The organism is Paraburkholderia phosphatilytica (assembly GCF_003443895.1).
GTDB lineage: Bacteria > Pseudomonadota > Gammaproteobacteria > Burkholderiales > Burkholderiaceae > Paraburkholderia > Paraburkholderia phosphatilytica.
The window spans coordinates 1-23,483 of record NZ_QQOA01000046.1; the positions used below are offsets into that span (position 1 = coordinate 1).

The 23,483-nt window shown below is 62.0% G+C and carries 21 protein-coding genes; 6 read left to right on the top strand and 15 right to left on the bottom strand.

From position 1 onward, the window contains the following. Positions 1–91: 91 nt before the first annotated feature. From DVS29_RS31320 to DVS29_RS31330, 3 genes are read right to left on the bottom strand one after another with little or no spacing between them, the layout of a single operon-like run. Positions 92–466, bottom strand: coding sequence for a DUF4150 domain-containing protein (locus DVS29_RS31320; protein WP_118184416.1), 375 nt, complete (start codon positions 464–466; stop codon positions 92–94). Continuing rightward, positions 451–1,743, bottom strand: a complete 1,293-nt coding sequence (locus DVS29_RS31325) for a DUF2169 family type VI secretion system accessory protein (RefSeq protein ID WP_118184455.1) — start codon at positions 1,741–1,743, stop codon at positions 451–453. Before DVS29_RS31325 ends, DVS29_RS31320 begins: the two co-directional genes overlap by 16 nt. 11 nt (positions 1,744–1,754) lie before the next feature. After that, the gene (locus tag DVS29_RS31330; protein ID WP_118184417.1) at positions 1,755–3,860 is read right to left on the bottom strand and encodes a type VI secretion system Vgr family protein; all 2,106 of its coding nucleotides are present in this window, start codon (positions 3,858–3,860) and stop codon (positions 1,755–1,757) included. Positions 3,861–4,230: 370 nt separating this feature from the next. On the opposite strand from DVS29_RS31330, the gene DVS29_RS31335 reads away from it, so the two are divergent. From DVS29_RS31335 to tssF, 3 genes are all read left to right on the top strand, one after another. Further along, positions 4,231–5,394 (top strand): hypothetical protein, encoded by a 1,164-nt coding sequence (locus tag DVS29_RS31335; protein ID WP_118184418.1) that lies wholly within the window; start codon positions 4,231–4,233, stop codon positions 5,392–5,394. After that, the gene (locus DVS29_RS31340; protein WP_118184419.1) at positions 5,391–6,185 is read left to right on the top strand and encodes a hypothetical protein; all 795 of its coding nucleotides are present in this window, start codon (positions 5,391–5,393) and stop codon (positions 6,183–6,185) included. The genes DVS29_RS31335 and DVS29_RS31340 overlap by 4 nt, the downstream gene beginning before the upstream one ends. An 84-nt stretch (positions 6,186–6,269) precedes the next feature. Beyond that, on the top strand, positions 6,270–8,117 hold the full coding sequence (tssF, locus tag DVS29_RS31345) for a type VI secretion system baseplate subunit TssF (RefSeq protein ID WP_118184420.1): 1,848 nt from the start codon (positions 6,270–6,272) through the stop codon (positions 8,115–8,117). A 199-nt stretch (positions 8,118–8,316) separates the two neighbouring features. On the opposite strand, the gene DVS29_RS31350 is transcribed toward tssF, so the two are convergent. From DVS29_RS31350 to DVS29_RS31385, 8 genes are all read right to left on the bottom strand, one after another. Continuing rightward, positions 8,317–9,891 (bottom strand): SH3 domain-containing C40 family peptidase, encoded by a 1,575-nt coding sequence (locus DVS29_RS31350; protein WP_118184421.1) that lies wholly within the window; start codon positions 9,889–9,891, stop codon positions 8,317–8,319. 136 nt (positions 9,892–10,027) lie between these two features. After that, the gene (locus tag DVS29_RS31355; protein WP_118184422.1) at positions 10,028–11,326 is read right to left on the bottom strand and encodes a sensor domain-containing diguanylate cyclase; all 1,299 of its coding nucleotides are present in this window, start codon (positions 11,324–11,326) and stop codon (positions 10,028–10,030) included. Between the two features lie 172 nt (positions 11,327–11,498). Then, positions 11,499–12,152, bottom strand: coding sequence for a glutathione S-transferase family protein (locus DVS29_RS31360; protein WP_118184423.1), 654 nt, complete (start codon positions 12,150–12,152; stop codon positions 11,499–11,501). Between the two features lie 104 nt (positions 12,153–12,256). Continuing rightward, complete coding sequence (arr, locus tag DVS29_RS31365) at positions 12,257–12,670, bottom strand: NAD(+)--rifampin ADP-ribosyltransferase (RefSeq protein ID WP_118184424.1); 414 nt, start codon at positions 12,668–12,670, stop codon at positions 12,257–12,259. 214 nt (positions 12,671–12,884) lie between these two features. Next, entirely contained in the window at positions 12,885–13,772 is an 888-nt protein-coding gene (locus tag DVS29_RS31370) for a LysR family transcriptional regulator (protein ID WP_118184425.1), read from the bottom strand. Positions 13,773–13,816: 44 nt separating this feature from the next. Then, positions 13,817–14,017, bottom strand: a complete 201-nt coding sequence (locus DVS29_RS31375) for a tautomerase family protein (RefSeq protein WP_118184456.1) — start codon at positions 14,015–14,017, stop codon at positions 13,817–13,819. 48 nt (positions 14,018–14,065) lie between these two features. Continuing rightward, positions 14,066–14,296: a tautomerase family protein gene (locus tag DVS29_RS31380; RefSeq protein WP_118184426.1), complete on the bottom strand. Its 231-nt coding sequence runs from the start codon at positions 14,294–14,296 to the stop codon at positions 14,066–14,068. Between the two features lie 24 nt (positions 14,297–14,320). Beyond that, a complete protein-coding gene (locus DVS29_RS31385) occupies positions 14,321–15,736 on the bottom strand; it encodes an MmgE/PrpD family protein (protein WP_118184427.1) in 1,416 nt (471 codons plus the stop codon). A 266-nt stretch (positions 15,737–16,002) separates the two neighbouring features. On the opposite strand from DVS29_RS31385, the gene DVS29_RS31390 reads away from it, so the two are divergent. Then, positions 16,003–17,400, top strand: a complete 1,398-nt coding sequence (locus tag DVS29_RS31390) for an NAD(P)-binding protein (RefSeq protein ID WP_118184428.1) — start codon at positions 16,003–16,005, stop codon at positions 17,398–17,400. 56 nt (positions 17,401–17,456) lie between these two features. Here DVS29_RS31390 and DVS29_RS31395 read toward each other — a convergent pair whose 3' ends face one another. Beyond that, on the bottom strand, positions 17,457–18,698 hold the full coding sequence (locus tag DVS29_RS31395) for an NAD(P)/FAD-dependent oxidoreductase (protein ID WP_118184429.1): 1,242 nt from the start codon (positions 18,696–18,698) through the stop codon (positions 17,457–17,459). A 71-nt stretch (positions 18,699–18,769) separates the two neighbouring features. Continuing rightward, positions 18,770–19,558: an ABC transporter substrate-binding protein gene (locus tag DVS29_RS31400; protein ID WP_118184430.1), complete on the bottom strand. Its 789-nt coding sequence runs from the start codon at positions 19,556–19,558 to the stop codon at positions 18,770–18,772. A 243-nt stretch (positions 19,559–19,801) separates the two neighbouring features. Here DVS29_RS31400 and DVS29_RS31405 point away from each other — a divergent pair, with 243 nt between their 5' ends. Both DVS29_RS31405 and DVS29_RS31410 read left to right on the top strand, forming a co-directional pair. Then, complete coding sequence (locus tag DVS29_RS31405) at positions 19,802–20,782, top strand: ornithine cyclodeaminase family protein (protein ID WP_118184431.1); 981 nt, start codon at positions 19,802–19,804, stop codon at positions 20,780–20,782. 103 nt (positions 20,783–20,885) lie between these two features. Then, on the top strand, positions 20,886–21,527 hold the full coding sequence (locus tag DVS29_RS31410; protein ID WP_118184432.1) for a helix-turn-helix transcriptional regulator: 642 nt from the start codon (positions 20,886–20,888) through the stop codon (positions 21,525–21,527). Between the two features lie 84 nt (positions 21,528–21,611). Here the strand turns inward: DVS29_RS31410 and DVS29_RS31415 are convergent, their stop codons facing one another. Further along, positions 21,612–22,124 carry an HPP family protein gene (locus DVS29_RS31415; RefSeq protein ID WP_118184433.1) on the bottom strand — a complete coding sequence of 171 codons (513 nt, stop codon included), beginning with the start codon at positions 22,122–22,124 and terminating at the stop codon, positions 21,612–21,614. 5 nt (positions 22,125–22,129) lie between these two features. Continuing rightward, positions 22,130–23,332 (bottom strand): NAD-dependent formate dehydrogenase, encoded by a 1,203-nt coding sequence (locus DVS29_RS31420; RefSeq protein ID WP_118184434.1) that lies wholly within the window; start codon positions 23,330–23,332, stop codon positions 22,130–22,132. Between the last annotated feature and the right edge of the window lie 151 nt (positions 23,333–23,483).

Consider the following 23,483-nt stretch of genomic DNA (forward strand, 5'->3'; position numbering starts at 1 on the left):
CGGACGACCAACCTGTCGGCAGATTCTCATGGCCAACTCGGTTCAAGTGGCAAGAGGTCGGCGCTCTGAAAACGAGTTGTGCAGACCTTCCCTAGCATTCCTCGCCACTGTAATTGCCGTTCATCCAGAACTGATCGTTGTGGCGAACGATGTATTTCCCCTCCACCCGCACTGTTCCGCTGTGATCGATCGGCCAGCATTTCGCTCCGGTGGTGCCGCTCTCGATACCATGCAGCGTTCCCGCCGCGTCTCCCTTCGTGTCAGGCGCAAAGCTGGAGTCGAACCGGACGATCGGCAATCCGTTCGCCTGGACCGTCTTCGCCGTCATCCCGGCATCGCCCAGATTCGCGGTGACGGGATAAGGCACAGGTGGCTCGCTGCTGCCCATCGGGGTTTTGCAGACGTCGGGCATCGTCGATACGATGGTCCACTGGCCGTCCTTGCGGGCGGTCACGTTGTTAGCCACGCTTCCTCCGTCTCGGTCTGTCTCGCATCGGTGTTGATCTGGAGGAGAGGCGCAGTCGGGTTTGTCTCGAAACGTGCTTCGCACACGCGCACCGTCGGCTGCACGGGAAATACTGCTCGCCAGGTGACGAGCACCAACATCTCCTCAGCGTCAATGAAAACGGTATCCGCACGCATCGGCACCGGTGCGATCGCTCCGCTCTCGAACCGAAGTGCAACCAGCGCGCGGTGTTCCGGTAGCCGTGCCCGGAGAAACCCCACGCACGTATGTGCTGGCGCCGCAAGGTTCGCAAGTTCGAACGAGATCCCGTTGTCGGGCCACGCGATCTGCTGGTCTGCCGGTGCGCCATTCCAGTAACCGAAGTCGAAGTCGAGCGGCAGATGGGGCCACCTGTCTGCCCGCCAAGCTTCGTCGTATGTCCCGGCTGCCATAAGACGTGGTGCCCACGCGCGCCCGACCACACCCAGCCCAACCGGTGCGACGCCGTAACTGGCCGCGACCTCTGCCATCCGTGCGGCGTCGATCGGCGCCAATGGATGCTTCGCGAAGACGGGGCTCTCGATCGGGCTATCCCATTCCTCAATCTGCGGTGCCGGTATCTCTGCGATCTTCGCCACATGCGTCAACGCGGAAGTGGCACTCGAAGACGCCACGACATCACCGGCGGTCGCGCATCCGGGGAATCGCTTCTCGACCCATCCGCGACCGAGCGGATTGCTGAAGCACACCTCGTTCAGCTCACGCTCGGCAGGCAGGCCGACGACGCCTGCGGCCGCAACAACGCGGCTGCACCCGCCGAACGCATACTCCCATCGCATTGGTACCGTCGCGACTGCTTCAGGGACCGCGAGTCGCCATCCACGCCATCCTTTCTGGAACACTCGCGGCCCCGTCACGCGAAGGCCCTTGTCGATGACGACCTTGTCTCCAAGGCTGATGCGCACGCGAACTGGCCACGAAGGAAGCGGCTTGCCCTCAGGTGCATGTGCTGTCGCGCGCACCAGAAAGTCACACTTCGGCTTGAACGGCGCGAGGTCGCTCTCCCACTTCACACTGCTCGACCCGGTTTCACCCTCGTATTCATCGGCCATCGCAAGCCGTACGGCGTCATTGCCCGCGAGCAGCCTGCATGCATGCGTGTCGGCGTCCGGAGCGTCGATGTGAATCGGCTCGAGCCGATATCCTGCCTTGAGCACGACCACGTGAAATTCGTGGTCATGCAGGTCAATGGCATGGAAAGCCATCGCGTGGAGTGGAGTGAGGTTTCTGAACTCCATCGCGGCCACGCTTAATTGATGTCGACGGTCTTGCCGTCGATCGAGACAGCCTCTGTTCCGCTGATGGCGAGATTCGTGCCACTGATGGTGATCGTTCCGTCGCTCTGGAGCAGGATGGACGCTTTACCGGTACGCAGTTCGATGCTGTCACCGGCAGTCAGCGTATAGGTCTTGCCGACCATCGTCGTTTTTGACAGTCCAACTTCTTCGCCGCTAGCGAGCCCGACGCCCGTGTTCATCGCGCCTGCAACCGTTATAGCGTACGCTCCACCCACCGTCAGCGCCTTGGCTAGGCCAACGGTTTCCGCCGACGCAAGAGCGATCATCAGATTCTGCGCACCTTCGATGGTTTCGCTCCTGTTGCCCCCGACAGTCAGGGTTTCATTGCTCCCGACCTGCTCGGTGCGGTTGACGCCGACCGTGATCGTCTCGTTGCTCCCGACGGTCTCCGTGCGATCGTTCTTCACGAGGACAGTCTCGTCGTGGCCGACAGTCTTGGTCCGGTCATTGCCGACGCTATGCGACTCGTCGTTCTCGACCTCGATACGCTGATCCTTCTCCGCGTGAATCCACAACTCCTCGGCGCCCATCTTGTCCTCGAAGCGGATCGCATTGGCGTTGGCCGGCGTGGCGCCCTTGCTGGAACGCGTCAGGATGCCGCTTTGCGTTGCGTTCGCCGGCAAGGTCCAGGGCGGCACATTCTGCGCGTTGTAGACGCGAGAAGTAATGAGCGGCCTGTCAGGATTTCCGTCGAGAAACGACACGACCACCTCGTCGCCGATTCTCGGTATCTGGACCATGCCGAAGCCGCGGCTCGCCCACGGCTGACCCACCCGGACCCAGCACGAACTCGACTGGTTTTTCTGGCCGAGCCGGTCCCACGCGAACTGCACCTTCACGCGGCCGAGTGTGTCCGTGTAGATCTCTTCACCATCCGGTCCAACAACCAGTGCGGTCTGCGGACCGGGAATATTCGGTCGTCCGATCGTAAGCGCCGGACGATAGGGGATTTTCTTGCGGATGCAGGTGAAGCTGCAGCTGTACGATGCCGTGCCTTTACCCGCCTGATAGTTGTTCTGCGCCGAATGGCTCACTGAGATGATCAGGAACTGACGGTCATCCTGCGACGCATCCGCATGGTCGTAGTGGTCGTCGACCTGGATATAGCGCGTGGGCATCAGGCGGCGACTCGTGCTGGTGCCCACAAAGATCTTGCTGTTGGCCGCCAGCGCCTCGGTACGGAAGCGCGCCAGTTCGTTGCCGCGGTTGCTGTCCGGAAAGCCCTGCGGGCCGAGATAGTCGTAGATCTCGTACGACGGCACGTTGCCCTGGTCGACCTGGGTATTGGCCGACTCGAGCCGGCGCGCGCCAGGCACCTTGTAGTCGGCAGTCTTCAGGCTGACGTTGTCCGATTCGAGCTGCCGCCGGGCCTGAAATGATGTGATGACGTCGATGTCGTCCAGTGACTCGCCCGTCGAGTACGGCAATGACGGACTCTGTCCGTCGATCGGCCTGGCTCCCGTCGAGCTGTCCGTGATGATCAGCCTGTGGGCACCCTTCTGGTGTTCGAAGAAGAAGAAAAGCCCTTCCTCCTGCATCAGGCGCAGCGCGAAGGTCAGATCGGATTCCCGGTACTGCGTGCAGTAGCTGCGCCGCGGCGGCGTCTTGCGCAGCCGGAACTCGTAGGTTGCGAGCGCACCGTATTCCTTGAACACCTGCGCCAGAATGTCCTGGACGCTGACTTCCTGGAAGATCCGGATGTCTTGCCGGCGCGACAGCATCCAGAGCCACGGCCGGACGACCGCGCTGTACATCGCAAATCCACCGTCAGTATCGAGATGGGCGAACTCCGTGACATACCCGTGAAAATATCGCTCGTCTGAACCGGCCAGCGACGCGGTCACCTGCAGGGAAATGGTGACCGGCTGGCCGATCAGCTGCTTCAGTTCGATATTGCGGTCCTGCGATGCGAGTCGCAGCTGAATATCGAAAACACATGAAAGTCCCTCGGTGGCCCGGAAATCCACCGCCACCAGATCAGAAACGCCATTTGAAGGGCCTTCAAACGAGATCAGGCGATTGTTCTGAAGCTGGAAAAAGCTTGCGCTCTCAGACATTTACATGGCATGCCCCGATACGCCACTGAAGAGGCAAGAATCTTAGCGTCAAACTTTTAAACTGGAAAGTATCCATAGCGAGTCGGAAGTTTTATACATTGCAAATTGAAAACCGGTTGGCGCCGCCCGTTCTTTTCTTGATGGCCGGAAACAAATTCCTTGTCGCCGCTGAAATATCGCGTGTCGGGAGAAATAATTTCCGATTTAAAGATTGTCATCTGGCTGTCAATCTGCAGGAGTTGTATTCGGTTGCCCTGCTGACTTATATTTTCGGACCATCCGCGTCCATCTTTTTTAGTTACATCCTGAAGACGGTTTTAAATCGGCGTTTCTGAATCTTTAAGTCGTCACTCCAGGTTTCTCAGCCACCATGCCCAATGTCCCCGCGTCCTGGGAGCCGTACTGCCACCGCCCCGATGCCGCGCATCATCTGTCGAACTTCGCGAGCGGGGTGCTCGGGCACGACGCGGGCGTGATCTTCTTCGACGGTTCGGCCTCGACGCGGCTCAAGTCCGCACGAGCGGACCGGGACGGCGATACGACGGATCTGGTCGTGTCGGTTTGCCGGGCGCCGCTGTTTCCGCTGGCGTTCCAGGGCGAAGCGGATCCGCAGACGGTCACCCAGATGGCCCGGCAGCATGTGGATGGTTCAGGAACCGGGAGCGTACTGGGCAGCGCAAAGACCCTTTACAACCGTGCGCGCGCACCGCTCGCCGATTTCATCGAAAGCCACAAGACCGCAGTGGACGGCGTGGCGATCGTTGCGGACACCGCGGGCGTCATTTCCGGCGGTCTTGCTGTCGCCAGCATTGCTGCGGGCGGGATTGCCCTCGCTCCTGTACTCGGCGTGGTGGCGGGTCTGGCCGCGCTCGCGCTGCTGGCCGAAGATGGCCAGATGTTCTACTACGAGGTCACCGGGAACGAGGTGCGCAAGAAAAAGCTGGCAAACTCGTGGGCGTACAAGCTCATCGAGACCGTAGCGCCGATACTGGCCATCCCGGATATGGCAGTTGGCGGCGTGCGTGCCGTTGGCGAGCTCCCGACCGCGACGCGCGAAGCAGGTCAGCTCGCGGAGGAGGCGCAGACGGCCACTACACGCCTCGCGGACCAGCGCAGCGCGATCGATGCGTACAAGGAAGCCCACCTGAGCAAGCTCGATCAACCCAATATCATGACGAAGACCCAGAAGATGCAGGCGAAGGCTAACCGGCTGGCCGGCGATGTCCAGCGCGCCCAGGCAAAGCTCCAGAAAGCCACCAACAGCCTGCGAGCGCTGCGCCTGATCGAACTGCCGGCGTATGCGGCGAGTACATATGGCCTTGGTGTCTACGCAACCGATCCGCCGGACTGGAGCGACACGACCAGTTCGGTGGCGCAGGCCTGGCATTCGGCAGCAAGCGGTGGGAGCCAGGATCCGCATCACCCGGCGCACGCGCTGCTGCCGACCCAGCTTCCGTCGCGGATAGCCGGCACACCGGCACCGCTCCTGCAGTTTCATGTGGGTGTACGTCCGGGCAACGGAGCGTCTCGATGAGTTCGCGGCACGTGACGTCCGGAAAGCCGAACAGGCAGACGTCCTCTGCACGCAATGGCCAGCCGGGAGACCGCCCGCGCGGAGCCCCGAGCAACGCCATCGGTGCCATCGTCGCGTTCTACTTCGCGGTCGGGTTGACGGTATTCGAGGCGCTGGGTTGCCTCGCCGACGTTGCAGGGTTCGCATTCGACGGCTTTCTTCTGGTCCAGCTTGCCGTCGTCGTCGCCGTCCTGTTGCCGATCCTGATCGGACTGGGCGGCGGACGGCTGTGGGCGGTCAGACTGTTTCGTGCGATCGCCTGTGCGGCGGTGCTCGCCTGCCCGGTCGTCATCCTGTACGCGATCCATCTCGTTGCCGGAAAGCCGCCGCTCGACCCGGGCCTCGGCTGGGTCATCATCGTTCTGGCAATCGCGCAGATCGGGGCCTTCGTCGTCATCTTCCGGGGGCTGCGACGGGTGCGATGGCTCGATCCGGCGTCACTCCCTGACGAGTGGGAGCCTCCGGCGGGCGTGGCGGAACCGGGCGCGCACAGACTGCCCACTGCCGCCCCTCCGTCGACGACGAAGCGCGGCACGTTGCGCGAAGCGATTGTCTGGATACTGGTTCTGGCAGTGGTGATGCGCTATTACGTCGGCATCTTCAGGATGGACTGGCCGGGACTCTGGCTGTCCAGCGGCGCGTTCAGCAAGGAGGTCGGCTTGATCGTCGTTCTGGTCGCGCCTCTCGTGCTGGTGACTGGAGGCATCATGGCCCGACGCCGGCGGCTGCTCCGGTCCCGCCAGACTGGCTGACCGATCATTTCCAGTTGCTTGCCCCTGCTGCGGGAAACCTGAGCTTTCCCGCCTCCCGGCTGCTGCGCGCGCAGATCCAGGACCATGGACGAACCAGAAGACCTCCTGCCGCACTACGAGCGCGAGCTTGCGAACCTGCGGCTTTCGCTGCGGGAATTCGAACGCGCCTATCCCAAGGCAGCCGCTCGACTGTCGATCTCCAGCGGCCGATCGGACGATCCGCAGATCGAGCGTCTTCTCGAGTCCGCCGCCTTCATGAACGCACGTGCCGTGGAGCGCATCGAAGACCCGGTGCCGGAGTTCACTGAAGCGCTGATCGAGACGGTGTTTCCACTCTTCCTGCAGCCGTTTCCCGCGTGCGCGATCGCGCGGTTCGAGATCGGCAGGCTCTTCGAATCGAGCACGCAGGCTGTCACGATCAAGCGCGGCACACCCCTCGAGCACCGTCCCTCGCTGTGCCAGTTCAGCACGGCGTACGACGTGACGCTCGCCCCGCTGACGGTATCGCGCGCGCGGTTCTCCCCGACGACGGTTGCGCCGACGACTGGCTCGACGCCCTTGCCGCAAGATGCAACTGGCGTCGTGTCCATCGAATTTGCATCGATCGGCCCATTGCTGGAGCCTGGCAGCGAGCTGCTGCCGGATACACTGCGCATCTTTCTGGATACCGGGCGAACGCTCGCAGCAGCGCTGCTCGATGCGATCCTGCTGCATGCACGCGGCGCGTATGTCGAGGCAAATGGCGGTCGCGAGTGGAAGTTCATCGACGGCACGCTGGCGAAGGCCGTCGGATTCGACGCCAACGAGATACTGGTCGATACCCGGCAAGGCACCCGGCGAACCGCGTTGCGCCTGCTGGTCGAATATCTCGCGTTCCCGCAGAAGTTCAGGTTTATCGATCTCGACCTGGCCATGATGCTGCGAACTGCCGGGCCCTGCCAGTCGCTCGCGCTGCACCTGCCGGTAGTAAGCCGCCCCGAGGACGTGTCGGCCACCCGTCAGCTTGAACAGCTGGGTACGCAGCATGTGCAGCTCTTCTGCACGCCAGTCGTCAACCTGTACCGATGCGATGCACAGCCGGTCGAGGTCAAGAGCGGCATGCACTGGTATCCGGTCGTCCCATCGCTGCTCAAGGCGTCGGAGACAACCATCCATTCGATCGACTCTGTCAGCTACTGCGAGGGCGAAGAGAACGCCCCCAAAGGCATCGAGATACCGCCTCATCGTGCGCTACGCCACTGGGTCTCCAGCCCGGGGGCGTTCTGGCTGCGCGAGCGCAGCCGGCGTGTCGCGATGGAGATGGCCGGCAGCGAGTCGGCGATCCGACTCGTCGATATCGAGGAACGTGCCTACGAACTTCCGGCGGGCAAGCTCGAAATCATGCTTGCCTGCACGAACGGCGACGTGCCCCGTTCGATTTCGGTCGGCGCACCGGGTGGTGACCTGCACAGCGAAACCCTGAATCTTCCAGGCCGGATCACCATGCTCGACATCCCGTCCGCGAGCGTCCGGCTATCCGACCAGGGTGCCGCCCAATGGCGGCTCGTGTCAGCCTTCACACCCAACCACACGAACCTGTCCAGCGTGACAGCGCTGAAGGACACGCTCTACCTGCTGGGCGATACGGCATCGCCCGAAGCCACGCGTTACGTGCGCGGCATCGTGGGACTCCGCTGCCGCCGGATCACCCCGACGATGCATCTCCCGCCGATCCGCACGCCCGTGCTCGTCCCGGGTATCGAAGTCACGCTGTCGATCGACGGCGCCGAGTTTGTGGGCGATGCGCTTCACACTTTTGCCCAGCTGATGGAAGGTTATTTCATGCGGTATGCCGGAAGGGGGTGCCTTGCGCTGGTGGTCCGGTCTGATCCCGGGGGAGACATCTATCGCGGCGAGCCGAGAATCCCGCCGCCCACGCTCAGCAGCCTGTAGCCAGAACTGTATTCACTCTACAGGCTAAGGAAAATCGAGAAAATCAGCGCACACACAGCAGCGAAAAACAGCGCAGGAACTGCCAACAAACGCATCGTTCGCATGTTGCTTCCTTCGTCATGGCAGGATCATCGCATCGCAGTGAACTTAGCGCGGACGTCGGAAGTTGCGTGTGCGCTCACGCACACAGTTCACCGGATCAGCCAGCAGGGTTTTCACCCTGTTCGGGCTCGGGTGCGCCAGTGACCGGCATGCCAAGAATGCTGATCTCGAACGTCGGCGTTGCCGCAAGCGATTCGAGGTCGGGGTCTTCGGGATAACGCGGAAGAAGCGGCAGGATCACCGAGCCGCCGACCACGGCGCGCAGGCTGTCGTCAGCTGGCCGCAGCCCCCAGATGTCCTGATAGACGATGGGCACGACATGACCGTCGACGCTGGCATTGCCGAGATACAGCATCACGTGTCCGCCGATATAGACGAGCGTGTGCATTGCCTCACCATGCCGGGACAGGTAGTCGAGTCGTTCAGCTGGCGTCGACTGCGACAGATCGATCATATGCCCCGCGCTCATCTGCGTCGACGAATGGCGCGGCAGCCAAACGCCGAACGCGGCGAAGATGCTCTGCAGTTCTGACGAGCAGTCGTTGTCGAAGTTCGTGTTTCCCCACCCGTACGGACGCCCGATGAGCGCCTTGAGCAAGGTCGCGAGATGGCGCGGCGTGGCAGTCAGCGGCGCGATGGCGACGTCGCTCGCGTCCAGCGTCGCTGTGCGTATCACCGCCTGTCCGTCTGGGTTGCGCGCGGGCACGAGCATGCCGGCGTTGCCCGCTGTCGAGGCAGGCTGCAACGGTAGCAGTGTTCCGGCAGGAGCATCGAAACGGTACACGCCACGGTCATCGCGTACCGGCACGGACGCGGCAACGACGACGCCGAGCCTGCCACGCGAGGCGACCCGCCAGGTGTGGACAAACGCATCATCCACCGAGGCGACGCCATCGCTTCGGACCCAACCCTGTACATCGGGCGTCTGCACATAGCTCCAGCTGCCGTCGGCGCTCGTGCCGAGCATATACAGCGGCGTGCCGGGCCGCACGGCACTCACCTGCAGGTTGTCGAACGGATAGCCCTCCCCGGCGATCCGGTAGTCGTAGAACGAGGGATCGAGAGTCGGCAGTTCCCGAACCGGCAGCGTGGTCGTTGCAATCGCGCGGCGCGACGCATCGTAGCTGTTCGCGCGCGTGAACTGCCCAGCGTCGACATTTCGCGCGATCGCATCGATCCACGCCCTGGTGTGCGCCCTGAAATTCATCCCATAGCCGACGAGGCGGCCCGGCTTGTCCGAATTGTCGAAGCGCGCAAACCGCTGCTCCTGCAGTGCAACGATATCCTTGCCGCCGTTCGCGTAGACCTGACGGCCAATGTACGCGGGGTTCCACGGCGAAGGATCATCGGGCGCTGCGCCGAAGTATCGATCGGACAGCGCGGCAAACTGCGCACGCTGAACGTCGGCGGCAAGGAAAGGCACGTCGTAGTTCGGGCTGCGCGGGTCGATCCAGCGATCGACGTTCTGGTCGTAGTGGCCGAGCGGAAAGACAGAAATCGGCGCGGAGGTCACCGGGCCGCCGTCACGCAACCGTGTCGTGGATTCACCCGCGCAACCGGAAAGCGCGCTCACGACAGCCAGGCAGGCGATCAGCGCATACCGGACGGCGTGGATTCGCCCTGGTGCGCGATCCGCTGCGCGCGGTGCAACGGAGTGGAAAGCATCGATCATTGCAGTAGAAATAGCCCAGCGAGGAGCCGATGATACGCGGACGGTTCTTCCAGGCTACGCTGCCATAGAAAGTGGCTTCGCCTTCCATGTGCACGCACAACGCGTCGCGAAAGTCCCGTACCCATCGTGCAGAAGCCTACCCGACCTCGACGCGATTACGGCCTGACTCTTTCGCCGCGTAGAGCGCCCGGTCCGCCCGCCGCATCAACGCGTCGACATCGCGCTCGCCCGCTTCCCGTGTGACGATACCGATACTGACGGTAAACGGGATCGGCTTCACGCGCCACGCGTGCTCGAAATCCTGTTCCTCGAAACGGCGTCGCAGCGCCTCCGCGATCCGATGCGCGAGCGCGGCATCCGCGCCCGGCAATGCCGCGACGAATTCCTCCCCTCCCCAGCGCGCGAACAAGCCGGACTCGTGCGGAATCGACATACCCACCTTCGCCAGCACCCGCAGTACTTCGTCGCCGATATCGTGGCCGTAGCTGTCGTTGATCTTCTTGAAGTAGTCGATGTCGAGGATAAACACAGACAGAAGGTCGTCGGTGCCGAGCACCTTTTCGACGAAATCCAGAAACTCGCGGCGATTTGGCAAGCCTGTCAGAGCGTCGGTCACAGCCTGCTTCTTCAGCAGATCGATGAGCTGGGCGCGCTCGCTGATATCGCGAACAACTGCCGTGAATTCGATCACGCCATTCACTTTGATCTTCGAAATCGCGATTTCGACGGGGATGATGGTGCCATCGCGATGCCGTCCATACACGCTGTTGCTTTCGTCCATGCGAGGCGGCGTGATCGACCGCAAGCTCATCTGCACCGAGTCGGCGAACTGCTTGACGTTTCGGGAATGATTCGCGCGAAACCTTTCCGGCAACAGGATTTCGATCCTCTGCCCCAGCACTTCTGCCGACTTGTAGCCGAACAGGTTTTCTGCCGCGCGATTGAAGAACGTGATGTTGTGGTGTTCGTTGATCGTCACGATCGCGTCGTAAGCCGAGTCGACCACCGCACGAAAACGGGAGGCGCTCACCTCCAGTTCATGCGCCAGCTGCATCTTCGAGACGGTATCGAAACCCGTCACGAGGACTTCGCGCACGGCCGCACCACTGCCCGTATGTCTGAGCGGTTTCAGCGAGAGATGCCACGGGTGCACGCCGTCATGCAGCGTGAAAGACTGCTGAAGTTCCTGCGCCGCCCCAGACGTAAAGCACGCAAGGAGTTGCTCGCGCAACGCGACTCCCGCTTGATCCGGAAGCAGCGCGTCGAATGGAATGGGGAACGCGTGCCAATCCGCGGGCATCCCACCCGCCATCTGGATGAACGGGTCGTTGCAGGCACGGATGACGAACTCGCCGTGAGCATCGCGCCCGACGACAGCGAAGCCGACCAGCGCGCCGTCCACGTACTCCTGTGATCTGTTACTCAAATCCGACATAGCCTTACCTTACGACACGTTGATGCGGCACCCATTCAGGTAGTGAAGGGTGTCGCTGAAACCGCCGCATCGACTGTTGATATCGGCAAGGCGTCAGGAGTCTTGAGGGAGGAAAGCGACAGGACAGCTTGAGAGGCTTTCCAACAGACCAACACACTGACAAAACGTCGTATTACACCAACGGAGAAGCAAGCCCTTCGGTTTTGATCGCGCGCTGGACCGCGGTTCGCTCCATCATCCGTTGCAGATACTGACCGAGCAGCGGCCATAGGCGCGCGGGTTTCGAGAAACCCCTCGTCCACCGGCAGAGCATGAACGCGTAGGGATCGAGGATCGTGTAGTGCTGTCCCAGTAACCAGGGGCCATTGCTCGATTGAAGCTGGAACTCCAGCTGGTCAAGCAAGGTGCCGATTTTCAACTCAGCGTGAACTCGCACCTGGTTCGCACCCGGCGCGTTGCCAGCGTCCACCCAGCGCTCCGGATAAAAATAGACAATCAACGCCGCTTGCAGTGTGTTCGTCAGCCACATGAGCCACTTGTAAAACTCCGCACGTCCCGGCGTTGCCAGTTGTGGCGCGATTCCGCTTTCTGGATGGGTGTCGGCCAGATGCAGGCAGATGGCAGCCGTCTCGTACAGCACCATATCGCCATCAACCAGTACCGGGATCAATCCGTTGGGGTTCAGCCGCAGATACTCCGCTGACTTGTGCTCATGCTGCCTGCGATCCACCAGCACTAACTCGAACGGCTGGCCGATTTCTTCCAGAACAATGTGAGGAGCCATGCTTGCATTGCTCGGGTAATAGAACAGTTTTTTGATGGTCATGTTTAACGGTGGTCATTGACGTCTGGCTTGTCGGGCTCACAGTACCGCTCCCGGAATTCACATGCTCGTCGCACATACACGCGGAACGAGTGTCATGGCGATGTCTAGTCGATGATATTGGTACCGTCCGCCTTTGCGCGCTCAACGTTCATCTTCATCTGCTGCAGCCGTTCAGGCGAGTGCCCTTGCCAATGCACAACTTCAGCAATGACCCGCAATGGATTCTGGGAGCGATATGAAAGCGCTGGATTACCGGGAAACTTTTTGTCCGTCAGGTTCGGATCGTCGATGAACGGCCCGGTTGGTTCTACGACATAGATGCGTTCCCGTCCGCTGCCGGTCGCCAGTTCAGCGCCCCAGATCGCTGCATCCAGCGTGGCCGTGAAATAAACCCAGGACAGTGGCTTGACGTCCGTGAAATTGGACTGGTAACCGACTACGACAAGGTCTCCGGGTTTTAAATCCGCTCGCGTGCCGTGGAAGAACGATTGTGAAAACGTAGTTGCGGCAGATGACATAGACGACCTTGAATCGCCAACTCACGCTGACAATGCGATTGAATATACCATCTGGTGTCGGATGGCATGTCGCGATTTCGATCGGCCGGCAACTATGCTGCTTACACATCATCTCGAACGACGAGACCGAGCGATATCAGGTTGTCTCCGAGCACAAGCCTGGTCGCTTCGTGGCGCGCCGTTGAACATCGCATCGCCGAAAGAGACACCGCCGCTATGCCGCAACCATCATCGGGCCGGATTCGGCACGCGTCACATCGAGGAATACCTGCATCGCGCTGGAAACAAAACCGTCACGCCGACGAATGAACAGCGTCTCGACGTGCGCTTTTTCCGGTGGAATGCGATGGATAACGACCCCATCCCGCTCTGCTGCCGCGGAAACGACGGCTCGGGGCAGAAGCGTGATGCCGACTCCAGCCGCGACGCACGCGAGGATGGCGTCAGTGGAACCGAATTCGAGCGGAGTTGCAGCGACGATACCCATGTCGGCCAGCAGCGTATCGAGACGCTGGCGATATGAGCAACCGAGCCGGAACACGATCGTCTTGAGATCCGGCACCGACGAAAGCAGCTTCAGGGTTCGCACCGTTCGCGGCGTGATCAGCACCAGCTCTTCCCGAAAGATCGTGTCGCTGCACAGCTCGGGATGATCGAGCGGGCCAGCGACGAAGGCACCGTCGAGCCGGCCGTCGGCGACGTCCGTGATCAGACTGCACGTCGTCCCCGTTGCAAGGGATAGTCGCACCTCCGGATATCGGCGCGCGAAGCCGCTCAGTATCGGCGACAGGCGCAGGGCGGCGGTCGTCTCCAGCGTGCCGAGCGCCAGCGGGCCGCCCGGCTGTCCTTCATCGAGGGCGGCCGTTTTCGCATCCGCAACGAGTTTGGCAATTCGCGTTGCGTAAGGGAGCAGGCGCCGCCCTGCCGGCGTCATGCTGACGCCGCGCGCGTGCCGTTGAAACAGCGGCACACCCACTTCGCGTTCGAGCGACCGGATTCGCGCGGTCACATTGGACTGGACCGTATGCAGTTCCGCGGCTGCCCGATTCATGCTGCCGTGACGTGCTACGGCTTCGAATACCTTGAGGTCGGCGACGTCCATGTTCTGCACCTCCAGACGATGGAAAACAGGCGCGAATCGCTATTTTAGGCTCTTTCCCCGTATTCTTCGCCGTTGATCCGGCTGGAGACGCTGATGTTTTCCACAGGATGCTCGTGAATGATCACGTTGATGATCTTTGGATCGGAGCCGATCGATTCGTGCGTCACCTGGATGATGTCCCGCATCAGCTTTTCGCGACGCTCCGCACTCAGCCCCTGCTTGATATGGCATTCGATGAACGGCATGGCCATGCTCCTCCGCTTCGTGTTACTCCTGTCTGCCGATCCAGCCAGTCACTTGAGACGGCTGATCAACGCCTTGTCGTCTGCCGCACCTTCGACATATTCCGGAAGATGCTCGCCGTGTTCGACAAAATTGACGCCGCGCCCCTCCCTGATCACCAGAAAGATGTCGTGGTGCGTTTCGCCCGTCGCCTCGCCAATGACTTTGAGCAATCCTGCTGCCAGCTTCCGCTTCTGTTCGTCGGTTCGTCCGAAACGCATGTCACATGAGATGAGCGCCATGTTTCTCTCCTGATGTAGCGGGGTTTACTGAATGCCGTGATGCGTCGCCGGAAATTCTGGTGTGCGATCCACGCGGACCATCAACGCCATCAACTCACCGATCGAACGATTTTCAAGGTCCGATACCCATTCGACGATCTCGTCTCGAAGGCTTTGGTCAGCGTATTGTTCGCTTAGCCAATGGAATTTCTCCACGGCCCGCTCCCAGGACAACGGGTTTTCCAGACCGCCTTCAAAGCCCGTATGCGCTTTCGTGAGCACACGGCCATCCTTGCAGCGGATCGTGATCCGGGTGTTGAGCGCCTCCGGATATTGCGCGCTGAAAGTTTCGTCGGCACGTACCGTGACACGCGCGAGCAGCGCTTGCGCATCGTCGGCACGGATGCGCTCCGGTTCCAGCTGAGCCGGCCCCACGACGTCATCCAGCAGTGCTGCGGCGATCAGATACTTGAGGTTGTAGTCAGCCTGCTCCTTCGTCCGCGGCGAGTCCTTCGATCCGAAACTCCCGCCTCCCGCGATGTCGTATCCCGTCTGGAAAATATCGCACGCGACCGATTCGACGTCCTCGCCGCGAACCCGGTTCGCACGCTTCAGAGCAAGCGTCGCTTCGAGCACGGGCTGTCCGTGGATCAACGAGCAGTACTTCTTCATCACGGTCTGATGGATGATGTCGAGGCGCGGATCGTTCCAGTCGATTTCGATCGGCTGCGCGAACATGCGCTCGAGGCCGTTGGGCCCTTCGAACAGACGAAGCGGACCTGTGAACCCGCGTTTTGCCAGCGACGCGGCATAGATGGCGCGCATGCCGGTGATACCCGGCGAGAAGCCCTTCCATTGCGATACCGGCTCGGAATGAACGCAGGTCAGCGAAACGTTGTCCACGGTCGCGATCGCCACCGCATGCGCAATCTGTTCCGCCGACATGCCGAAGAGCTTGCCCGATCCCGCTGCCGACGAAGCCGCCAGCTGAATCGCGTGATTGAATCCTTTCGCCATGACCGGCACGACGGCCGTGATGCGCGACTGGATTTCGTATGCCACCGCGAGCGCGAGCACGAACGCCTTGCCGCTCGCGCGCACATGCTCCGCGGCAGCGAGAATGGTTCCGAAGTTATCGCTCGGATGACACAGGCCACCCGGCGACATGTAGCTGTCAAGCAGATCGACATAGCGAACGAGGCCTGAGTTGTACAGCGCCGCCTGATCGGGCGACGTCCTGCCACCGCCAATCAGCGAGCACGACCCAGCGCCAGCGCCGCGATACTCGTCGAACTGGTCGCGTAGTTCTGCGAACGGCTTGCCCGGTAGCGCGGCGATCGCACAGCCCAGGCTATCGAGGATGTTGCGTCTGAAAAGCTTCCTCGCGTCGGCGGACAAATGCTCTTCGCACGCGTTGCCGGCGAACTGGCCGATGCGTTCGACGATGGTTGGCTCATTCATGCCCCACTGCCTCCATGGATTTCTGCCGGCCGGAGTCGCGACTGCGATGGTGGATACACCCTGGTCTCGCGGCGGCGCCCGCCTCTCGTTTCATACCTTCTCATCCTTCGAAATCGATATCAAACGAAATGATTGGATAGGGGTATCGCGTGTCCAGATAGCTATCTTTAATGTCGATGATCTCCAGGAAAATCCTAGAATAAGAATCAGCGCACGTTCATGACGTGTCCTGGGTAGACCGGCGTCGGTAAGGGCTGCAGCGAAAAATGTCAGACGAAACGCTCGAAACGGACTATCTCGTGGTCGGTGCGGGAGCCGCCGGGATGGCCTTTGCCGACGCGTTGCTCACACATTCCGATGCAACACTCACGATTGTCGATCGTCGCCATGCACCCGGCGGGCACTGGATCGACGCCTACCCCTACGTCCGTCTCCACCAGCCGTCCGCTTTCTATGGCGTGAGTTCCATGCCGCTTGGGCAGGGCGTGCTCGATTCGACCGGAACGAACACCGGCTACTATGAACTTGCTGGGGCAGACGAGATTCGTGCTTATTTTGCCGACGTCATGCGCCGACGGTTTCTATCGAGCGGCCGGGTCCGCTACTTCCCTTGCAGCGAATATCTTGGGGACGACCGTTTCGTGTCCCGGTACACGCAAGCGTCATGGAAGGTAAGCGTAAGACGCAAGGTCGTCGACACCACGTATGTCGAAGGAACGGTGCCCGCAACGAGCCCGCCCCCGTTCGAAGTGGCTGACGGTGTTCGCTGCGTGCCCGCTGGCGATGTCACGCGTATCACGGAGCGGCCCGAGCGTTTTGTCGTCATCGGTGCGGGCAAGACCGCGCTCGATACCTGTGTATGGCTGCTCGAACAGAACGTGCCCGCGTCGTCCATCCGCTGGATCAAGCCGCGGGAGGCGTGGTGGGTGAACCGCCGGTTTCAGCAGCCGCTTGCGCTACTCCCCGAGTCGTACCGCGGCATGGCGATCCAGCTTGAGGCGATGGCGCAGGCCACCTCCATTGAAGACCTCTTCGCCCGACTCGAAGCAGAAGGGTTCTTCCTTCGCGTCGATCCTGCCGTCGCTCCCAGCATGTTCCGCGGAGCGGTGATCAGCGAGACCGAGGTGGACCTGCTGCGTCAGATCGAGGATGTCGTTCGTCTCGGCCATGTAGTCCGGATCGAGCGCGACGAGATCGTGCTCGATGAGGGCCGTGTGCCGACGAACGACGCGACGGTACATATACATTGCGCGTCAAGGGGGCTGATGCGCCGTCCCGTGCGTCCGATATTCGAGGCCAGGCAGATAACCGTGCAGCCATTCCTCTGGGGATTCGTGTGTTACCAGTTCGCCATGCTGGGCGCGATCGAGGCCTTGCTGGAAAGCGACGAGGAGAAGAACCGACTCTGTCCGCCGATCGCTTACTGGGATGTGGACAGGGACTACCTCCGTGCTTTCCTCGCGACTCTTGCGAACGAGCGGGCAAGAATGGCTTATCCGACGGTAGCGAACTGGGCAAAGGAAAACCGCCTCAACCCGTTCGGTGGAATCGGGCACCACCGTGATGCGCCGGAAGTGATTGACGCGCGGGAGCGCATCAAACGCTACGCTGCCGCGGCGGCTGGCAATCTCGCGCAGTTCATCAAGACGAATGCCGGCCTTTAGCGGCGCTCGATATCACCGTTGACCGGCAAGCCCGAATCCGATGAGCGCATCGCAATCTACCTGAATCGCTCAGGACGAAACGGCCACGGATCGGCGACCGGCTTCTCCCCGGTCATCAGCTCGGCCAGCAGGCGGCCTGTCACAGGGCCCAGCGTCAAGCCATGATGATTGTGCCCGAACGAAAACCAGAGCCCGGAATGACGAGGGGCGCGTCCGATGACCGGCCGCATGTCGGGCGTGCAAGGCCGCAGGCCGAGCCAGGGCGCGTCGTCGAGACGGCGGCCAAGGCCAAAGACCGGCCGTGCGACACGTTCCGCCCGCGCGAGCTGGATGCCGGTCGGCGGCGCGTCGCGCCGCGCAATCTCGACGCCTGTCGTGAGCCGCAGACGCCCTTCCATCGGCGCGACGACGTAACCTTGCTCCGTGTCGACGAGCGGCACGGATAGCAGCGCGCCCGTCGCCTCGTAATGCATGTGATAGCCACGCTTGGCCCTGAGCGGAATGCGGTAACCAAGCGGCTCGAAGATTCTGTCGGACCAGGGACCGAGCGCCACGACCACCTCCTTCGCGCTGATCCGGTTCTGCGAAGTCTTCACCGTCCACGCGCCGCCTTCTTCTCGCAGCGTGGTCGCATCGCCCGTCACGAGCGTGCCGCCACCTTCCTCGAACAGGCGGGCGTAGCCCTTAGTCAATGCGCCTGGGTTGGCGACACTCTTCGGATCCTGCCAGTGCAGCGCGCCGCAGAAACCTGGCGCGAGACCGGGTTCGCGCGCTCGCAGCGCGGCAGCATCCAGCGGTGCCACGCGCAGACCATGCGTGCGCGCCGTCGCTTCGGCAACTGCGGCCTGCTGTTCGAATGCATCGGCCGAGCGGAATGCCTCAAGCCAACCGCCGTCGTGCACGAGGTTACGAAGCCCTGCGCGTTCGATCAGCACATCGTGCTCGGCGACGCTGTGACGGATCAGCGGCAGCATGTCGCGCGCGGCAGCTTCGAGCCGCCGCGGCGACGACTCCCACCAGAAGCGCGCGAGCCACGTCGCGAAAGACGGCAACGCCCGGTAGTCCCAGTAAAGATCCGTCGAGCGATTGCGCAGGTAGCGCAGCAACGTTGCGGGCTCGCGCGGAAACGCGTACGGCACGACGGATGAACTTTCGATCAAGCCGGCGTTGCCGAAGCTGGTCTCTTCGCCTGGCGCGCGCCGGTCGAAGAGCGCCACGCTGCGCCCGCGTTGCTGCAGATGCAGCGCCGCCGATACGCCGACAATCCCGGCGCCCAGCACGATCACATCGAAGTCCATACGTCTGTTCCCGTTTCAAACCCGCGGTCGTGAATGCGCATTCGACGACCCCTGCTCCGGTGCTTCAACCCTCACTTTGCGATGATGTCCCGCTTGAAGTACTTCTGCGAAAGCGAGCTCAGTGTCCCATCTTTCTTCAGCGCCCGCAGCGCCGCATCGACCTTCGCGGCCAATGCCCTGTCGTTCTTGCGCATGCCGAAACCTGTGCCTTCGCCAAGCGTCGCCGGGTCGACGAGCGGCTTGCCGACGATCGCATAGTCACGCCCATCCGGCTTGTTCAGGAAGCCGTCCTCGACGGTCTGCGCCTCCTGCACGGCCGCGTCGAGGCGCCCCGCCACGAGGTCCGCATACACCTGATCCTGATCCTGGTAAGAGGCCACCGAAACACCGGCGGTCGCCCAATGCTGCTTCAGGAAGTCTTCCTGCGACGATCCCTGCAGCACGCCGACGCGCTTGCCCTGCAGACTCTTCGCGTCCGGCAGCAGCGTCGTGCCGCGCTTCGCCACCATCACGATCGGCACCACGTAGATCGGCGGCGTGAAATCGATCGACTGTTTGCGCTTGTCGGTGATGTTCATCGCGGAATTGATCACGTCGAACTTGCGCGCCTGCAACGCGGGAATCAGGCCGTCGAACGAGTTCTCCACCCACTCGCATTTCACGCCCATCTTCGCGCAGACCGCATTGCCGATGTCGACGTCGAAGCCCTGCAGTTGCCCGGTCGGCGACTTGCTCTCGAACGGCGGATACGCGGCCTCGATGCCGAAACGCAACGTGTCCTGTGCCTGTGCGTCGACGATGCCGACCGTACCGATCAACGCGGCCGCGACGGCCAGCTGGAGTGAAAGCTTCAGAAGCATGGTGATTCCCTGTGTAGTGAAGATCGATCGATGGTTCTGGACGCGCATGGTGACGCACGCGGCGCCTTCGGGGCGGAGCGAGGCGCCGGAAAGCCGTCGTCGTTCGCACCTGTTCCGGACATGAAGTCTATTCTGGACGAGATGAAAAGCAAGCAATTTTCAAAAATAAACGTCCAGTCTGGACTTTTTGCCCGTAACATGGCGCTACCGCCGCGAGCCGGCAATGATCTGGAGAACAGGCTGATGAGCACGACAAACCAGGACTTTCCGCTGATAGTGCGGCATGACGAGGTGCGCGAGGCCCTGCCCCATCTCGACGTTCGCGGCGCGCTGACCCGCATGTTTCTCGCCCTTGCCGGCGGCAATGCGGTGCAGCCGCCACAGACGCTCAGCCTGTTTCCGCGCGGCGCGGGCGACTTCATCACGTACCTCGGCGCAGTCGCGGATGCGGCGGTGTTCGGCGCGAAGCTGTCGCCGTACATCGTGGCCGGATCGAAACCCGTCATTACCGCGTGGACCGCGCTGATGTCGATGGAAAACGGGCAGCCGCTGATGTGGTGCGACGCCGGTCTGCTCACCGTCGAACGCACGGCGGGCACGACCGCACTGGCCGTCGACCGCCTTGCCGCGACCAGCGCGTGCCGTCTCGCGATCGTCGGTGCGGGGGCCGTCGGGCAGGCGCATCTTCGTCATCTCGCGCCGCTGCGTGCATGGGAATCGATCGACGTGTTCTCGCCCGGGCTCGCCGACGACGAAGCGAAGCGCGCCCAAGTGACCGCGCTCGATCGGCGCGTGCGCATCGCGAAGCAGCTCGAAGACTGCGTACGCGATGCCGATGTCGTGGCGCTGTGCACGTCGTCGGGCCAGCCGGTGCTCGCGGACGGCATGCTGTCGAAACCCGCACTCGTGACGTCGATCAGCACGAACGCGGCCGATGCTCACGAAATTCCGCCAACGTGGCTTGCCGCGATGGACGTCTACTGCGACTATCGCGAGACCACACCGGAGAGTGCCGGAGAAATGAAACTGGCGCGAGAACGGCATGGCTGGTCCGCGCAAAGCGTGCGCGGCGATCTGGCCGAACTGGTGGCCGGCACGGCCGCGCGGCCTTCTGGCGAACGCCACGCGCTTTTCCGCTCGATCGGACTTGGGCTCGAAGACGTGGCGATCGCCTATGCGCTTTTCACGCATCTGACCTCGCCGCGTGAGGGCACGCAATGCTAAGGCCGCCGCGCGCACTGCCCATGGCAAAATAGGGCGCACCATGAAAACGGGTTGCGTGGCGCTGCATCGTCGGCTCGCGCAACCGGGAACCTCCTTTGATCCCATGCGAAAAACCAAGGTCTCAGCTGCACGCCGGCTGCTGCTCGAACGGTACAGCCGCGTTGCCGACGGTATCGCGCTGCTGTTCTTCCCCTACGTCGAGGTCGTCATTCACGACCTGCGCAGCCAGACGATCGCGTACATCGCGAACAACCTGTCCAAGCGGGAAATCGGCGACGACGCCGCACTGGAAGATCTCGACCATTCCGCGCAGGCAGGGACGGTCGGCCCTTACGAAAAGATCAACTGGGACGGCAGACGCATGCGCTGCGTCAGTACGGTGCTGTTCGACGATGAAGGAGTCGCGGTTGGCGTGATGTGCATCAACTACAACATCGCGGTGTTCGACGACGTGAAGCACGTGATCGATCGCATCGTGTCGGGCGCAGGCATCGTGAAGCAGCCTGAAGAGCTGTTCAAGGACGACTGGCAGGAGCGGATCAACACCTTCCTGCACGCATGGCTGCAACAACGGCAACTGGCGCTGAATGCGCTGACGCGCGATCACCGCCGTGAAGTCGTGGAAGCGTTGTGGGCGGAAGGCGCGTTCAAAGGCAAGAGCGCGGTCAATTACGTGGCCAACGTGCTGGGAATGGGACGCGCAACGGTCTATCAGCACATCAAGGATATGCGGGGAGCGGGTTAGTTGGCCATCGGCGCGGATGCATGAGCGCCGGACGGAACACTGTAAGGCGGCAATACTTCGATATCCTGTGTTTCTATCGCGACGTCAGTTCCATCGCTGAGGCCATGAGCCTCGTCTCACTGCTGTCCAGTAGACCCAGCCGATCGCAACCAGCGCGACCGCTCCAGACATCGTCGGCAACACCAGAAAAGACCAGCCAGGTTGAGCGGCGAAGATGATGACGGGGTTGCTGCCAGCCGGCGGGTGAACGGTACGCGTGAGCATCATCAGCATCAGTGCGCATGCGGCCGCCGCAGCCATGGGCAGATACCCCGGGCCGAACAGATGCAGGCACAGCAGGCCCGTCAAAGACGTCAGAACGTGTCCTCCGATGATGTTCCGCGGTTGGGAGAACGGACTGGAAGGAAAGCCGAACAGCAGCACACAGGTGGCCCCAAACGAGCCGAGAATCCATGGTTGCGACGTCTTCTGTGCCAGCATGCCCACGAGAGCCAGGCCGATGAACGCGCCCAGACCGGCAAGCAGGATGCTGCCGGCCTGGGCGCGCCACGTCGAGGCCCCGTTGGCGCCAGCAGGAGCGGCGGACGGGGTCGTCATAGGTGTCAGGCCTTCTTGAAGCGCGCCGCTTCTTCCGAACCCTTCGTCGCGTTGCCCGCGCTGTACGAGTGCGCGCCGACGCCCGCGAGCTTGCCGCCTTGCACGATCAGGTATTCGTCGCGGATCGGACGTCCTTCGAAATAGCACTCGAGGATTTCGCGCGTACCTGCGGCGTACCGGGCCTGTGCCGAGAGGCTGGTGCCCGAGATGTGCGGCGTCATCCCCTGATGCGGCATGCTACGCCACGGGTGGTCCGCCGGCGCGGGTTGCGGGAACCACACATCGCCGCCATAGCCAGCGAGCTGACCGCTTTTCAGCGCATCGACGATTGCATCGCGATCGCACAGCTTGCCGCGTGCCGTATTGATCAGGTACGCGCCGCGCTTGAAATTCTTCAGCGTGTCGGCGTTGATCATGTGTTCGGTTTCGGGGTGCAGCGGACAGTTCAGCGTCACGACGTCACACACCTTCGTCAGGCTCTCGAGGCTCGTGTGGTGCGTGAGATTGAGTTCCTTCTCCACCGATTCCGGCAGGCGATGGCGATCGAGATAGTGCAGTTTCATGTCGAACGGCTTGAGCAGCCGCAGGACGCGCAGTCCGATACGACCGGCGGCAACGGTGCCCACGTGCATGCCTTCGATGTCGTAAGAACGTTCGACGCAATCGGCGATGTTCCAGCCGCCCTCGTTGGCCCAGTTATGGGACGGAATATAGTTGCGAACCAGCGCAAGCGTCGTCATCACGACGTGCTCAGCCACGCTATTGCTGTTGCAGTAGGTGACCTCTGCAACCGTGATGCCTCGATCCATCGCAGCCTGCAGATCGGTGTGGTCCGAACCGATGCCCGCCGTGACGATCATCTTGAGCTTGGGCGCCTTCGCGATACGCTCGGCAGTCATGTACGCGGGCCAGAACGGCTGCGAGATGACGATTTCGGCGTCATGCAGTTCGCGGTCGAGAACGCTGTCGGCGCCGTCTTTGCTGGACGTCACGACCAGTTGCTGGTCCTTCGATTCGAGATATTTGCGCAGGCCCAGTTCGCCCGACACGCAACCCAGCAGATGGCCCGGCGTGAAATCGATCGCCCTGGGCGTCGGCGCGGTCTGTCCATCGGGATAGCGCGCGATTTCCGGAATGGTGTCGCGGGCATATTGCTTCGGCATGCCATTGACCGGATCGTCGTACAACACACAAACGATTTTTGCCACGATATCTGTCTCCGCTCTGAAGGAATGGGAACCGGGTGCCATGCGCAACCCGGGTACGATCGCGCTGCCTGCGACCGATCGACCGCACAGAGTGTTGATCAGGGACGTGGTGAAGGTCTAATCGTTTCGACGTATCGGCTGGTAAATTCGG

What these genes read in the sequence shown, in the direction of transcription:
- DVS29_RS31325 (WP_118184455.1), bottom strand. Translation starts at nt 1,743, where the DNA reads ATGGAGTTCAGAAACCTCACTCCACTCCACGCGATGGCTTTCCATGCC.
- DVS29_RS31330 (WP_118184417.1), bottom strand. Translation starts at nt 3,860, where the DNA reads ATGTCTGAGAGCGCAAGCTTTTTCCAGCTTCAGAACAATCGCCTGATC.
- DVS29_RS31335 (WP_118184418.1), top strand. Translation starts at nt 4,231, where the DNA reads ATGCCCAATGTCCCCGCGTCCTGGGAGCCGTACTGCCACCGCCCCGAT.
- DVS29_RS31340 (WP_118184419.1), top strand. Translation starts at nt 5,391, where the DNA reads ATGAGTTCGCGGCACGTGACGTCCGGAAAGCCGAACAGGCAGACGTCC.
- tssF (WP_118184420.1), top strand. Translation starts at nt 6,270, where the DNA reads ATGGACGAACCAGAAGACCTCCTGCCGCACTACGAGCGCGAGCTTGCG.
- DVS29_RS31350 (WP_118184421.1), bottom strand. Translation starts at nt 9,891, where the DNA reads ATGATCGATGCTTTCCACTCCGTTGCACCGCGCGCAGCGGATCGCGCA.
- DVS29_RS31355 (WP_118184422.1), bottom strand. Translation starts at nt 11,326, where the DNA reads ATGTCGGATTTGAGTAACAGATCACAGGAGTACGTGGACGGCGCGCTG.
- DVS29_RS31360 (WP_118184423.1), bottom strand. Translation starts at nt 12,152, where the DNA reads ATGACCATCAAAAAACTGTTCTATTACCCGAGCAATGCAAGCATGGCT.
- arr (WP_118184424.1), bottom strand. Translation starts at nt 12,670, where the DNA reads ATGTCATCTGCCGCAACTACGTTTTCACAATCGTTCTTCCACGGCACG.
- DVS29_RS31370 (WP_118184425.1), bottom strand. Translation starts at nt 13,772, where the DNA reads ATGGACGTCGCCGACCTCAAGGTATTCGAAGCCGTAGCACGTCACGGC.
- DVS29_RS31375 (WP_118184456.1), bottom strand. Translation starts at nt 14,017, where the DNA reads ATGCCGTTCATCGAATGCCATATCAAGCAGGGGCTGAGTGCGGAGCGT.
- DVS29_RS31380 (WP_118184426.1), bottom strand. Translation starts at nt 14,296, where the DNA reads ATGGCGCTCATCTCATGTGACATGCGTTTCGGACGAACCGACGAACAG.
- DVS29_RS31385 (WP_118184427.1), bottom strand. Translation starts at nt 15,736, where the DNA reads ATGAATGAGCCAACCATCGTCGAACGCATCGGCCAGTTCGCCGGCAAC.
- DVS29_RS31390 (WP_118184428.1), top strand. Translation starts at nt 16,003, where the DNA reads ATGTCAGACGAAACGCTCGAAACGGACTATCTCGTGGTCGGTGCGGGA.
- DVS29_RS31395 (WP_118184429.1), bottom strand. Translation starts at nt 18,698, where the DNA reads ATGGACTTCGATGTGATCGTGCTGGGCGCCGGGATTGTCGGCGTATCG.
- DVS29_RS31400 (WP_118184430.1), bottom strand. Translation starts at nt 19,558, where the DNA reads ATGCTTCTGAAGCTTTCACTCCAGCTGGCCGTCGCGGCCGCGTTGATC.
- DVS29_RS31405 (WP_118184431.1), top strand. Translation starts at nt 19,802, where the DNA reads ATGAGCACGACAAACCAGGACTTTCCGCTGATAGTGCGGCATGACGAG.
- DVS29_RS31410 (WP_118184432.1), top strand. Translation starts at nt 20,886, where the DNA reads ATGCGAAAAACCAAGGTCTCAGCTGCACGCCGGCTGCTGCTCGAACGG.
- DVS29_RS31415 (WP_118184433.1), bottom strand. Translation starts at nt 22,124, where the DNA reads ATGACGACCCCGTCCGCCGCTCCTGCTGGCGCCAACGGGGCCTCGACG.